At 69.0% G+C, this 13417-nt stretch carries 13 protein-coding genes; 6 read left to right on the top strand and 7 right to left on the bottom strand.

Annotated elements, in window-relative coordinates; all coding sequences use genetic code 11:
• Positions 1-228: 228 nt before the first annotated feature.
• The 6 genes from ABZV40_RS23040 to ABZV40_RS23015 are packed head-to-tail and all read right to left on the bottom strand — an operon-like array spanning position 229 to position 5640.
• Positions 229-717, bottom strand: coding sequence for a YbaK/EbsC family protein (locus tag ABZV40_RS23040; protein ID WP_355444941.1), 489 nt, complete (start codon positions 715-717; stop codon positions 229-231).
• On the bottom strand, positions 707-1072 hold the full coding sequence (locus ABZV40_RS23035; RefSeq protein ID WP_355444938.1) for an SCP2 sterol-binding domain-containing protein: 366 nt from the start codon (positions 1070-1072) through the stop codon (positions 707-709). Before ABZV40_RS23035 ends, ABZV40_RS23040 begins: the two co-directional genes overlap by 11 nt.
• Positions 1073-1079: 7 nt before the next feature.
• Positions 1080-2450 (bottom strand): glycosyltransferase family 4 protein, encoded by a 1371-nt coding sequence (locus tag ABZV40_RS23030; protein ID WP_355444935.1) that lies wholly within the window; start codon positions 2448-2450, stop codon positions 1080-1082.
• A complete protein-coding gene (locus ABZV40_RS23025; protein WP_355444932.1) occupies positions 2447-3484 on the bottom strand; it encodes a 2-oxo acid dehydrogenase subunit E2 in 1038 nt (345 codons plus the stop codon). Before ABZV40_RS23025 ends, ABZV40_RS23030 begins: the two co-directional genes overlap by 4 nt.
• Positions 3481-5454, bottom strand: coding sequence for a thiamine pyrophosphate-dependent enzyme (locus ABZV40_RS23020; protein WP_355444929.1), 1974 nt, complete (start codon positions 5452-5454; stop codon positions 3481-3483). Before ABZV40_RS23020 ends, ABZV40_RS23025 begins: the two co-directional genes overlap by 4 nt.
• 6 nt (positions 5455-5460) lie before the next feature.
• Positions 5461-5640, bottom strand: coding sequence for an MbtH family NRPS accessory protein (locus ABZV40_RS23015; protein ID WP_355444926.1), 180 nt, complete (start codon positions 5638-5640; stop codon positions 5461-5463).
• A gap of 98 nt (positions 5641-5738) precedes the next feature.
• Here ABZV40_RS23015 and ABZV40_RS23010 point away from each other — a divergent pair, with 98 nt between their 5' ends.
• From ABZV40_RS23010 to ABZV40_RS23000, 3 genes are all read left to right on the top strand, one after another.
• Positions 5739-5900, top strand: a complete 162-nt coding sequence (locus ABZV40_RS23010; protein WP_355444923.1) for a hypothetical protein — start codon at positions 5739-5741, stop codon at positions 5898-5900.
• A 520-nt stretch (positions 5901-6420) separates the two neighbouring features.
• The gene (locus tag ABZV40_RS23005; RefSeq protein WP_355444920.1) at positions 6421-7716 is read left to right on the top strand and encodes a hypothetical protein; all 1296 of its coding nucleotides are present in this window, start codon (positions 6421-6423) and stop codon (positions 7714-7716) included.
• Between the two features lie 16 nt (positions 7717-7732).
• Positions 7733-9085: a hypothetical protein gene (locus ABZV40_RS23000; protein WP_355444917.1), complete on the top strand. Its 1353-nt coding sequence runs from the start codon at positions 7733-7735 to the stop codon at positions 9083-9085.
• A gap of 74 nt (positions 9086-9159) precedes the next feature.
• Here ABZV40_RS23000 and ABZV40_RS22995 read toward each other — a convergent pair whose 3' ends face one another.
• Entirely contained in the window at positions 9160-9663 is a 504-nt protein-coding gene (locus ABZV40_RS22995; RefSeq protein ID WP_355444915.1) for a hypothetical protein, read from the bottom strand.
• 503 nt (positions 9664-10166) lie between these two features.
• Between ABZV40_RS22995 and ABZV40_RS22990 the strand changes: the two genes are divergently transcribed.
• The 3 genes from ABZV40_RS22990 (at position 10167) to ABZV40_RS22980 (ending at position 13344) form a co-directional block, all read left to right on the top strand.
• Positions 10167-11372, top strand: a complete 1206-nt coding sequence (locus tag ABZV40_RS22990; RefSeq protein WP_355444912.1) for a hypothetical protein — start codon at positions 10167-10169, stop codon at positions 11370-11372.
• Positions 11373-11476: 104 nt separating this feature from the next.
• Positions 11477-12595, top strand: coding sequence for a fructose-specific PTS transporter subunit EIIC (locus ABZV40_RS22985; protein WP_355444909.1), 1119 nt, complete (start codon positions 11477-11479; stop codon positions 12593-12595).
• 605 nt (positions 12596-13200) lie between these two features.
• Positions 13201-13344: a hypothetical protein gene (locus tag ABZV40_RS22980; RefSeq protein ID WP_355444906.1), complete on the top strand. Its 144-nt coding sequence runs from the start codon at positions 13201-13203 to the stop codon at positions 13342-13344.
• Positions 13345-13417: the final 73 nt, after the last annotated feature.

The following is a 13417-nucleotide window of genomic DNA, read 5'->3' as shown; positions in this document are numbered from 1 at the left end:
TGAGCTGGCGTGTCGGCTTTGCCTGCGGGACAGGACATTCCAAGATCGTGGTGTGTGCGAGGGGTCCTGAGCGACGAGCTGTGGGCTCGGCTGGAACCGCCGCTGATCCCGCTCATCGACGCCATCCCACACCCATGCCGTGATCTTGAAACGTCGTGCCCTGCGGGCAAAGCCGTGCGCCAGCTCATCTTGAACTGCTCACTTGGCACCGTGGTGTCCGCGGTGTGCTCACGAGCCCGAGGCGATGCGCGCGATGCGCGGCCCCGCGATGAACACGTAGTCGCGCACGTTGAGCACCACGGAGCGGTCGAGCCTGGCGGCGTTGAAGTAGATGACCTCGTGGTCGAGCAGGCCCACGTCCACCACGACGTCAAGCCTGTCGTGCAGCGGGAACGGCGGGATGGAGCCGACCGCGGCCCCGCCGTACTCCTCGGCGAGCTCCGGGGGAGCGAGGCTCGCGTCCTTGCGCCGGTAGAGCCGCTTCAACGCCTTGAGATCGACCTTGCGGTGGCCCTCGACCACGACCAGCACGAACCGGGACGTGCCCGCCTTGGTGCGGACCTCGGTGACCAGGCACTTGGCCGCCGCGTGCAGGTCGTGGCCACGGGTCCGGCTCGCCCGTTCCGTGTTGCCCTCCGGCGCGTGGTGCAGGACGGTGTACGGCACGCCGTGCGCGTCCAGCAGGCGCAGGATCGTGGCGAAACCGTCAGTACTCACACTCCACCTTGTTCATCGCGCACACCACGTCGTCGAAGACCTCTTCCAGCCCCATCAGGACGTCCACGTCGCCGGTCGCCGTGATCAGGCCCGCGCGAAACGCCTCGCCCGGCATCAGCTCGCGCTGTGCCATCCGGACGGCGGTCTCGTAGGTGTAGCTGAGCGAGGCGTCCGGGGAGGTCGCCTCGCCCGGTGACAGCACGACCTTCTCGACGCCCACGTTCAGGGTGAGCGGTGGAGCGGAGGTGATGTTCAGCTGCAGCAAGCAGGAACGGTCCGGCAGCTCGTCCACCAGGTCGTCCTCGACGATCCGCGACGTGACCGCCTGTGTCCACTCCGGACTGAGAAATCGCATGGGAACCTCACAGGTATTGCGATACCACGGACAGGATTGATTCGGCCTGCCTGCGAACGGAGTGGTGCTCGCGGACGTAGGCGCTCGCGGCCTCGCCCTTGCCCTCACCCGAACGCCAGGCGTTGTGGGCGGCGCGCAGTTGCGCGGCCGCGTGGTCCTCGTCGACCAGCCAGTAGTCGCCCGCCGGGCCGTAGCTGCCCACGAAGTCGGCCACGAACTCCTCGCCGGGCGCGTCGGCGGGCACCTTGACCGGGCAGCGGATGGGCCACGCCCACGCGTCGTCCAGATAGTCGATCATGCCGGAGTTGTGGGCGCACACGAGCTCCATGCCGCACGCCATGGCCTCCAGTGGTGGCAGGCCGACGCCCTCGCCCTTGGACGGCCACAGGAAGCAGTCGTGCGACTGGTACGACTCCAGCACCCGGCTGGGGTCGCCGTCCGACCTGACGACGTTCACCCGCGGGTCGGAACGAGCCGCGGTCTTGATGTCGTGGCCCAGTTTGCCGCGGTTCAGGATGGTGAGCTCCCAGTCCGGTGAACCGCCGCTCGCCGCCTGGAAGATGCGGATCGCGGCGACCACGTTCTTGCGCGGGGTGAGCGCGCCGATGATCAGCACCCGGAACCGGGGGCCGGGCGGATGCGCGACGGGTGTGAACACGTCAGTGTCGATCCCGGAGGTCAGCACGGACATCGGGATCGTCACGCCTGCTTTCTTCCAGGTCTCGTACTGGAAGCTCGATGTGACGATCAGATGCGTGCACTCGTTGACCCACGACGCGAAGCACGGCGGGACGGAGTCGGTGTCGTGCTGGGTGATCGCGATCTTGATCGGGGACGGGTTCTCCCGCAGCACCGGGTCGAACGGCGTGGTCATCGCGACCGCGATGCGCGCGGGCGATGCGGTGGAGGCGGCCGCACGCACGACGGAGTCGTCGACGTAGAGGCATTCGGCTTGGTAGCCAGCCGCGTGCTGGTACTGGCTCGGGTGCAGTCGCGCCTCCACGCCCAGCCGGCACAGGCCGCGCCACATGTCCAGCGCCTGGCGGCCGTAGCCGCGAACCCCGTCGATCGGACCCCACCAGTCGATCAACGGGCGCTGGTCGGCTGTTCTGGTCGGCAGCTCCTCGGCGATGTCCGACAGGTCGATGTGCAGGTTGTGGTCGTCGGACCGGTGCGCCAACGCCTCGGTCGTCACCTTGGTCCAGGTTCCGGGTGGCAGCCGTTGACCGTCCAGGGTGGTCTCGTCCGCGTTGCGGTTGAGTACGGCGATGGTGCGTCCCGGTGGCAGGCCGGTGAACTCCAGGCCGTCGCCGAACTTCGACTCGTGCTGCCGCCAACCCAGGCGCGGGCGGTCCCAGTAGTACCAGAGCGTCGTCATGTCTGCTCCTGTCCGTAGCCGGTGACGAGGTGGCGACAGCGGTTGAGGAACTGGCTCACCTCGCGTCCGGTGGTCACGCGGTGGTCGAACGTGGCGGTCACGCAGATCGGCGCGCCGGGAAGGGTCCGGTCGCCGCCGAGACCGATGGCCAGCGCCTGACCGTGGTTGAGCAGCGGCTGGAACGACAGGACGTCCTCCATCGACAGATCGCTGATCGTCACGCCGCCGCCGGTCACGTCGGACACGGTCAGCTCGTCGTTGAGGTAGCGGGAGACCAGTTCTCCCAGCCGCCGCTCGGTCGCGTCCAGGTCGAGCCGGTCGGCCTCGTGCACCACGCCGACCTTGAGCGAGTCGTCCAGGTCGATGGCGATGCCGACGTCGATCGACTCGTGTGTTCGGATCCCGTTGTCGAACCAGGAGTTCAGGTTCGGGAACTCGGCCAGCGCCGACGCCACGGAATGCACCACGGTCGCCAGCAGCCGCACCGACGGCACGGTGGCCTTCGCCGCGAACTCGCGCACACCGGCGCCTTCGAACTGGACCGAGATGGCCGCGTTCAGGACGTTGGCCTCGGCGAGCCGCCGCACCTCCAGTTCCTTGGCCCGGCTCAACGGTTCTGCCGAGCCGGCCGACTGAACGTCCTGCAGCGTCACCACCGGCTGGCCGGCGAACTGCGAGAGCTCCACACCGTGTTCCTGCGCGTAGCGCAAGGCTGCAGGGGACACCCGTTGCCCGTCGGCTTCCGGGGCAGGTTCGGCTTCCTGAACCCGCCGCGCCCGCGCGTCGGCCAGTTCGCCCTCGTCGGCGCACACGTAGGCGACGACCTCGCCCACGCGCGCCTCGTGCCGCAGTGCGACGGCGGGCACGACGTACCCCGCCGACGGGGCCTGGATCTCCACGGTGACCTTGGAGGTCTCCACCTCGAGCAGCACGTCGCCCTCGTCGACCCGCTGGCCGTCCTCGACGAACCAGCCGAGCACGACCGCGGACTCGTCGTTCGCGCCTTCCTGCTTCAGCTTGATCTCCGTGATCACGGCTCACCCACCACCTCGAGCGCCGCCATCACGATGTCGCCGGGTTCGGGGAACACGTCGCGCTCCAGCTCCTTCGCCGCCGGTATCGGCGTCTCCTTCGGCAGCACCCTGCGCGCGGGAAGGGCGCAGGCCTCCTCGACGAGCTGAGCCAGCAGCTCCGAGCCGAAGCCCGCGAAGCCCGGCCCCTCCTCGGCCACGACGACACCGCGCCCGGCGGTCAGCACGTCGAGCAATCTGCGCCAGCGCAACGGGTAGATCTGAGTCGGGCACAGCACCTGCGCCAGCACGTCGTGCTCGGTGAACAGCAGGTCGGCCGCCGCGAGCAGGTAGTCGGCCATGCCGCCGTAGCCGACGAGCGTGACGTCGGCGCGACCGCCCGCCGACACGCGTGCGACCGGGAAATCCTCTTCGGACAGTTCGAGCGTGAACCCGTGCGGCACAGTCTCTCCCAGCCGGCGGCCGTACAGGAGCTTGTTCTCCAGGAACACGGTCGGCCCGTGGCCGCCGCGGCACAGCGCGGCGATCAGCGAACCCGGGTCCACCAGGCTGTTGGACGCCACGACCCGCAGTCCCGGCGTGCCGACGAACAGCCGGTCCAACGTCTGGCTGTGGGTCGGGCCGTAGCCGCGCCGCCCTCCCATCGGGGTGCGGACCACCACGTCCACCGGGTCGGCGCCGGGGCCGCGCAGGAACGCGATCTTGCTGGCCTGATTGACCAGCTGGTCGGTCGCCAGCGTCATGAAGTCGCCGAACATGATCTCGACGAACGACCTCATGCCGCACATGGCGAGACCCGTGCCGATGCCGGTGATCGCGGCCTCCGAGATCGGCGTGTTCAGGACCTTGTCCGGATGGTCCTCCGACAGGCCCCTGGTGACCTTGAACGCGCCACCGTACGGCGCCTTGATGTCCTCTCCCAGCAGGATCGTGTCCGGGTTCGCCCGCATGCCCGCCGCGAGGGCTTCGTGCAGGGAGTCGACGAACCGCGGGCCGTCGAGCCGCACGGCTCGCAGCCGCAGCGGGGGATCGTCGTCGATTTCGGTGTGCGGGAGGGGTTTGGGCGACCTGCGTGCGTCGGCGGTCACGGAGTCCACGACCCGCCGCACGTCCGCGACCATGTCGGCGACACCGGGTTCGCCCGAGGCGACGATGCGGTTGAGCGGGTCGTGCTCCTCGAACCGCGCGACCTCCTCCTCGCTGCGGTCGTCATCGCCCTTGGAGTGCGCCCGCAGCCGGTACGTCGACACCTTCAGGAAGAACGGTGCGCCCGCGCGGACGCGCTCGACCGCCTGGCCCGCCGTGTGCCACAGGTGCTCCCACTGCCAGGTGTTCGCCGACGCGGTCTCCACGCCGAACGCCGAGGCGCGCGCGACGATGTCACCGGCGAGCACCTCGGGCTGCTGGGTCGACTGCGCGTATCCGTTGTCCTCCAGCACGAACAGGATCGGCAGACGCCACAACGCGGCGATGTTGAGCACCTCGTACAGGACACCTTCGCCGAGCGTCCCGTCGCCGATGAACGCCACCGCGATCCGGTCGTCGCCGCGGAGCTTGCCCGCGAGCGCGGTGCCCGCCGCGATCGGCAGGCAGCCACCGAGGATCCCGGTCGACAGAAACCCTTCCCGGCACAGGTGCTGGCTGCCGCCACGGCCTCCGCAGGTGCCCGCCGAGCGGCCCATCACCTCGGCGATCAGCCCGAGCACGTCACCGGTCGCCGCCAGGTAGTGGCCGTGACAACGGTGGTTGGAGAACACCGCGTCACCGTCGCGCAGGCGGTCACCGATCACCGCCGCGCTGAACTCCTGGCCGATGCACGTGTGCACCGTGCCGGACAGGGTGCCCTCGGCGAACAGCTCCAGCAGGCGTTCCTCGACGGCCCTGATCAGCAGGGCGGTGTGGATGATCCGGGCCCGCTCCGGCGTGGGCGGGCCGAGTGCGCCCGGATCGGTGCGGATGGTCACACTGGACATCCGCGATCACGCCGTTCCCTTGGTGCGTGCCATCCGCTCCCGCAGCCCGCGTGGCCGCATGTCGGTCCACACCTCGTCGATGTGTGCGAGACACTCCTCACGCGACCCGCTCGGGCCGTTCACCCGCCAGCCGCTCGGCAGCTCCCTGCCCTGCGGCCAGATCGAGTACTGCTCCTCGTCGTTCATCACGACACCAGGCACGATCCTGCGATGGCAAGTGGGCCTACCCGAACCGGACCGGACGCCCGCCACTCGATGACACAGTGGTGGCGTTGGTCGAGCGGATGGCACGAGAGAACACCGGCTGGGGCTACCGCCGGATCCAGGGCGAACTGCTCAAGCTCGGCTACCGGGTCGCCGCCTGGACCGTCCGCCGTGTTCGGTCAGCAACTGCGCGCCCGTGCGCGGCGGCGCACGGCGGCTTCTCGGTCGCACAAGTGACGTAGATGCAACGGCAGCGCCAAGGAGAAGGAGTGTCGGCAAGGTGTCGATGCCGCGCGGGGCCGGCGTGGACACGCACGGGGTTCCGCGGTCAACCGGAGCGCGCACCGTGACGGCCTGTTCGCCGTCGGCTGAGGGTGATTGTCTACTGTGGCCGGTCATGGACGTCGCGGTCATGACAGTGGCCGGTACGCCGGTGCCGGCGGTGCAGGCTCGCGTGGGCAGGCCGTGCATGAGGAACATCGTGGACACCGCCACGACACCTACTCCGCGGGGGTGTTGATCGCGGCATTCGACGAAGGTGGTCGCGGCCAGTTGGCTTACGCTGACAACTACTGTGCATCGTACTAGTTGCCTGCTTTGGAGCCTTTTGTCCGCTCTCACAGGCCGATCGTCTGATGACACAAGCGTGTCTGGCCAGCAGAATTCCCAAGGGCTTGTTCGCGTCGTGAACGGAATCGTTGCCGTGGGATGCGGTGGCGTCGGTACCGGGGGTGCGAGTTGAGGCGGTCGAGGTCGGCGGTTGTGGGAAGTCTGTTCAGCCTGGTGCTGCTGGGCTCCGCGGTTCCGGCCAGCGGAACACAACCGGATATGCGGCCGCCGGCGGGAACCGTTCTGGACAATTTCGCCTACGTCGGGCATGCCGGGCTCGACGGGTTCGGTGATTACGGTGACCTTTACGCTCACGGGAACTTCGCCTACGTCGGCAGCCGTTGCGCCGCCGCGCATCAGGGCGGTGACGGTGTCCAGGTCGTCGACATCGCCAATCCGCGCCGGCCACGGCTGGTGAGCAAGCTGCCGAACCCGTCCTTCACCCGCGCCGAGGACGTGACCGTGCTCGACGTGCACACGCCGTCGTTCACCGGCACCCTCGCGGTGGTCGGCATCCAGGCGTGCTTCGGCAGCGGCCACGAGCAGGAGGTCGTGCCCGGTGTCCGGCTGTTCGACGTGACCGACGCGGCGCACCCGGCCCTGCTCGGGCACTGGGACTTACCGCAAGGGACTGTGGGCTGCCATGAGATCGACGCCGTGCAGCGCGCCGATGGCAAGGTGCTCATCGCCTGCGCCCGCAACCTCGTCGACCACCGCAGGAGCAACGGCGCGACCGCGCTCCACCTGATCGACGCCACGAGCCCGGCCAGCCCGCAGAAGCTGACCGACTGGTCGCTCAACCTCAACCCTGATCAGGGCGTCGGCTGCTCGGCCGTCCAGTTCGCGCACAGCGCGCGCTTCGAGGACGGCGGCAACTCGGTGTACGTCTCGTACTGGGACGCCGGGACCGTTCATCTTGACATCGCGCAGCCCGCCACACCCGTGGTGGTCAGCGACACCAAGATCACGCCGCCGGACGAAGACGGCGACAACCACTCGATGACCCTTGCGAACAACGGCAAGTGGCTGATCATCAACACCGAGGACACCTCCCCGGAGGACTGCCAGGGTGAGTCCGCCTACGGCGGCTGGGGCGAGGTCCACGTCTACGACAACACCAATCCGCAGCGGCCGTCCTTCCTGGGCACCTTCTCCACCGCCGACAGCCGGTCGACACGCACCGACGGGGAGTTCACCGACCACAACACCGAAGTCGCTCGCAACGGCCAGTTCTTCTCCTCCTGGTACTCCGGCGGGATCGTGTGGTGGACGATGACCGAGCACGGCGTCAGCGCCCAGCGCGGCCAGTTCGTGCCGCCACCGCCGGGCAACGGTTCCCCGCCTTCGGTCTGGGGTGTCTTCGTCGACAGGACCCACAACGTGATCCTGGCCAGCGACATGCAGAGCGGCCTGTGGATCGTCAAACCCGACAAGCTCGGCACGCTCTGACTTCGGGAGGCATTCGATGCGCCGCTCGCGCCTGTTCGTTTCGCTGATCGCCGTGTGCGGCCTGGCTGCCGGCAACACCGCCTACGCCGCCGAGTCGCCGGCCGGACCCGTCTCGGCGCAGAACGTCACCTGGCTGGCCCATGCGGACACGCCCTCCTCGGCGGCCGGGCTGGCGTTCATCGGCTATCCGGGACGGCACGACTCGGACGTGATGTTCGCGGACGGGGTGTTCGGCCTGCGCGCGTGGTCGCTGGACGATCCCCGGCACCCGAAGCAGATCGGCGACCTTCCCGCGTCGGTGCTGGCGCTGCCGGGGGACGACGTGAGCAAGGGCTTCTGGGAAGGCGAGCACCTCCAGGTCGACCCGGTGCGCAAGCTCGTCTTCCTCACGCGCGATCCGCGGGCCTTCGGCGGCAACAAGCAGACCGGAACGTCCGGCATCTACCTCGTCGACGCCCACGACCCGCACCACCCGCGGCTGATCGGCTTCCACGAGGAGCCCGGCGGGCACACCTCGCAGTGCATCAACCGCTGCCACTACCTGTGGAGCGGCGGCCCGTCGCACACCGGCACCGGCAACCAGCCGCCGGACTGGCAGGGCCAGCCCGCCTGGGTCACCGACGTGAGTCACCCCGAGCACCCCTACACCTTCCCGACGCCGGTGGACCTGCACCGCGACGACGGCGTCACCGGCTACGTGCACAACACCGACGTCGACGCGGCCGGCATCGCCTGGACCTCGGGTGCCGGAGGCGTGCGCGGCTACTGGACCACCGGAATTCACTTCGACCCCGTCCAGGGACGGATCCGGCCGGCCACCGCGGCGGACCCGGTTCCCCACGCCGGCGGGAAGATCATCAGCCCGAACAACCCCACCTACACCTTCGACCACAACTCCTGGCACCCGCTGCGTTCCATCGGCGGCTTCGCACCGGGCGAGCTGCTGTTCGTCACGGACGAGGACTTCGGCGACACCTGTGCGGACGCCGGGCGCCTGCTGATCGTCTCGCTCAAGGGCAGCTACGGAGGCCAGGCCTGGCGCTCCACACCCGAAAACCCCTTCCGGCTCACCGTGATCGGCGACTGGGGGCCGGTCGGCAGCCCCGGCGAGCAGCCCAACGCCGACTGCTCCGCGCACTACTTCGAACCTCTGCCCGGCGTCGGTGACGGCAACATCCTCGTGCAGGCCTTCTACGGTCAGGGCACCAAGTTCATCGACTTCTCGGACCCCCGGCACCCGGTGCAGGTCGGCTACTTCTTCCCTGAGGGCAGCGAGGCCGCCGCTCCCGCCTATCACGACGGGCTGGTCTACGCCGCCCAGTACTCGGGAGGGATCGACGTTCTGCGCTTCACGCCTCCCAGGAGCTAGTTGTCCACAATGGATCGGGCGTCGCCGTCAGGGCCGCGTGGCGGCGGCGAGGAACAGGCCGACGTCCAGTGCCATCAGGTTCGCCCAGTGCAGGTCGCCGTGCACGGTTTCCCAGTGGCGTACCACGGGATTCGCCGAGTTCCCGAACTGCTGCTGGATGCGGCCGGTGACCAGGGCCTGATCGGCGTTGACCCGGTCGGTCGGCGTCGCCGCGACAGCTCAGCGCGTTGCTGCCGCCACTCCTCCCACTCGTAGACGTCGAGAACCCGCGGCTTGGACAGCGTGGTGAACACGGTGGCGTCGAGGTTCCCGGTCCAGAATTCGCCGCCGGTCCACTGCTTGCCCTCCGACACCACCCGAAGCCAGAGCCGTCGGCCGGTTGCTGCCAGTACCGGTGCGCTGATCGACCGGTCCAGCCGGCCGAGCCGGGGTGCGTCGGTGACGGTGAGACCGAAGTGGTCCGCAGCGTGGCTGAGGTTCTCGTGCATCCACTGCCGGAACCGCACGTCGGCTTCACTCAGGTCGACGCTCACCGCTGGGCGGTCGAGCACGGGTGGGGGTTCAAGCTGTTCGGGCACGGCATCCTCTCGCGTTGGCGTTCGCCGAGCGCGTGGTGAGATTTCCTTGGTACCGCTTGGAAAACGTCCAAGCGAGAAGCCGAAGGGGTCATGTCCACGATCGGGGGAGTGCTGGGCGAGTTGTTGCGCTTGCCTGAGCGTTCACCGTCTGACGAGTTTGTGCGTGCCGAAAAGTACGTCCGTGCAGGTCGCGGATCTCGGCGCGTGTCTGGCGGTCGTCGGGCATGATCGCGTGCCGCGCTGGTCCGCTTCGCTTACCTTGCCGTCGCCCGACTCTGCGCCGGCTCCGCGGATCAGCTGGGACTTGCCCATGCTCGCGTCGCCCTCGACCAGGACGACGGAGGGTGCGTGTCGGACGGTGCCATACCCATTTATCGGAGCCGCGGTACCCACTCAAATCCGATCCCCATTGTTTCCGCCGGACGTGCAGCGCACTGTTCCGTCGGGTCTGCGGACGCTTCCGCCGGTCCACTTCGGACGAGAGGGAGAAAGTGAAACCAGTCATGAACAACAGGCGCCTCACCGGGGCGGTGCTCGCTGTCTCCGTCGCGGTCGCCACGCTCCTCGCGCTGCCCGTGGCGTCGGCGTCGGCCGACACCTCCGACCCCTCCAGCCCGCCCGCCCGGGAACTGACCCAGGAGCAGTCGGACCAGCTCAACCAGGTGGCCACCAACCACTCTGCGCTGGGTGTCTTCAGTGATGCGTCGGTTCCGGTGGTGGTGCTGCCTGCGGGCACCTCGGCCGAGCAGAAGGCGAGCACCGTGGCGGACCTCCCCGCCGGTACGAACGCCGAGGTCAGGATCAGTCAGTTCACCAAGGACGCGCTGGACGCGCTCCAGGTGACCGCGACCGACCGGAAATGGGATGCCGACGCGGGCAAGTACGGTGTCGGCACCTTCTACGACGCCGGTCAGGACAAGGTGGTGGTGCAGACCGAGGCCCCCGCGTCGGTCACGGACTCGCTGGTCACCGCGCACCCCGGTCAGATCGACGTCGAGCAGGCACGCCTGGAGTCCCAGGCCACTAGGTACGACGCCCCGAGCCCGTTCTGGGGCGGGGCCGCGCTGACCAACGGCGGAGCCAAGTGCACGTCGGGGGTCACCGTCGAGAGCGTCTTCACCGGGGACCGTTCGCTGACCACGGCGGCGCACTGCTACCAGCTGGGCGAGATCATCTACAACCGGCACACCGACGGCGGCATCGGCATCTGGATGGGGAACATCAACGCGCGGGACACCAACCTCGACACGGAGTTCATCCACGGTGCCCAGTACGACGCCTTCCTGCACGCCGGAGGCTGGGAGCGGAGCACCAGCTCCGTGTTCGTGCACGACGCGGCCGCCTCGCGGCTGAACCTGAAGGTGTGCGTCAGCGGTTCGGTGTCGTTCGCCCACTGCGGCCACCCCATCATCCACAACTCGTACAGCTGGCGCTTCACCGGCGGCGACTCCGGTGTCACGGGCGGCAACGGCTTCCTCTACGACCGGGGCGGGATCAACAACGGGGGCCCGATCACGCAGGGCGGTGACTCCGGGGCTCCCATCTACGTGATGGACAACACCGGCTCCGCCGCGTTCATCGTCGGGCTGCACAGCGGTATCACGTACTACTGGGACGGCAACATCTGCCACTGCAAGAAGTGGGTGATGGCAGGGGTGAAGCTCGGCCCGGTTCTGCAGAACCACTCCCTCGGCCTCGTCAAGCGCTGAGCGAGCAGGAGAACGAGCACGGTGCCGGCCGCTGCCGGAGCAGCCGCCGGCACCACCTCCCTTCCCCACCCCTCTGCCATGCCGAACACACCCGGAGCCGCACCATGTCCCGCACCCGCAAACCCAGCACCCGCCCGGCCGCGTCCGAGGATCGAGGTGACGCGCGCCGCCTCGGCGGATGGCTGGCCGCCGGCCTCCCGCACCTCGGTGCCGTCACCGCCCTCGCCCTGGCGTTGATCGTGATCGCGTTCGTCCTCAGCGGCCCGCACATCGGGGAGACGGCCAACCAGACGCTCGGGGCCGGGGTCTGGACCGACCCGGCAACCTGGGCCGCGCTGCTCTACCGGACCGGTGTCACCACACTGACCTTCCTCCCGGCGGTCGTCGCCGCCTACGTCGCCCACGGCGTGGCGGGCCGCCCGGCGCTGTTGCCGGGCCTGCTCGGCGGTGTGGCCTCGCTGGGTACCGAGGGCGGCCTCCTCGTCGGCCTGCTCGCCGGTCTGCTCGTCGGAGCGGTCACGCTGCTGCTGAACCGGCTCACCGTGCCACGGGTGCTGCGGCGCGCCACGTCCATGCTGTTCCCCCTGATCACGACCGTGGTCACCGCTGGTGCGATCTTCGGGATCGGCGTGGTGGTGCTGAGGTCGGTGAGCGACTGGCTGCACGGGGAACTGGTCGACCTGCAGTTCCAGCACCCCGTCGGGCTCGGCGCGGTGCTCGGCCTGGCCGTGTGCGCCGACCTCGGCGGCGTGATCGCCAAGGCGGCGATCTCGTTCGGCGCGGAGCAGCTCAGCGGTCCGGACCCCGCACAGTTCAGCCCGGTCTACATGACGATCATGGCCGCCATCGTCGCGGCCGGAATGGTTCCTCCGCTGGCCCTGTCCCTGGCCACCGCGGTGCGCAGCCGGCTGTTCACGGAGTCCGAGCGGAACTACGGCAAGGTCTCCTGGTTGCTCGGCGCGGCCTTCCTCCCCGAGGGCGCGGCACCCTTCGTGCTGGCCGATCCGGTGCGGGTGATCCCGGCCGTCATGGCGGGCGGCGCCGTCAGCGGCGCTCTGGTCATGGAGTTCGGTGCCCGTGTCAGCTACCCCTTCGGCGGTGCCTTCGCCTTCCGGGAGATGAGCTCGCCACTGCTGTTCCTCGCCGCCGTCGCGGCCGGTGTTCTCACCGCAGCCGCGCTGACCGTCGGCCTCAAGAGCCTGCGCCGGAATCCGGCGGCGTGATCTTCTCGGCGATTCCTCGTTTCGGCACTGGTGTCGGTGGCCACGCTGTCCGCGCTCACCGGCACGGCCGCGGCTGGCCCCGTTCACGGCGAGTGGAGCCCAATTCGGACCGAGCGGAACGGACGCCGGCCGATCACCACCCCGACGGCCTTCGCTGTCAGGCATGTCGATCCGCTACCTGGTCAACACCCATCTGCACGGCGCCGCACCCGCGGCAACAGCTTGCTATCTCGCACGGCGGTGGTCATACCGCGGCGTAGACGTCCGACAGGGATTGGACGCCGAGCCCGACGGCGAGCAGCAGGTGCCAGAAGCGTCTTGCCCGGCTGCGCGGGATCGGACTCATCCCTGTGTGGAACTGGACACTGGCGGACGGTTTTCAGTGTCGTTGTCGACATTGTGACGTGCCCGGTTGCTGGCGCATTCTGTGAGCACCGGAGGCGAGGCAGGTGTCGATGAGCGAGGCGGAGTGGCAGGTGCGGCTGGAACTGGCGCCTGCCACCGGATCTTCAGCTACCTCGGCTGGATCGAAATGATCTTCAACCGCATCGCGGTGCGGGTGCCGGGGGAGGGGGGACCACCTGCTGATCAACCCGTTCGGGCCGATGTACCACGAGGTGACCGCGCGCAACCTGGTGAAGATCGATCTGGACGGCACCGTCCTGTCCGATTCGGACTGGCCGAATGGTGGCACACCACGACTTGGAGGGCGGCACCGTCGACCCGGCGAAGAAGCCGCTTGGTGGTGAACCTCGGGACCTGATGATGCTGCGCAACCACGGTCTGCCGGCACTGGGCCCGACGGTGTCGGCGACCGTCGCG

This window comes from Lentzea sp. NPDC004782 (assembly GCF_040609115.1).
In the GTDB taxonomy this organism is placed as follows: Bacteria; Actinomycetota; Actinomycetes; order Mycobacteriales; family Pseudonocardiaceae; genus Lentzea.
The sequence above is the reverse complement of the archived record's forward strand: the minus strand, read 5'-3'. Positions and strand labels throughout refer to the sequence as shown.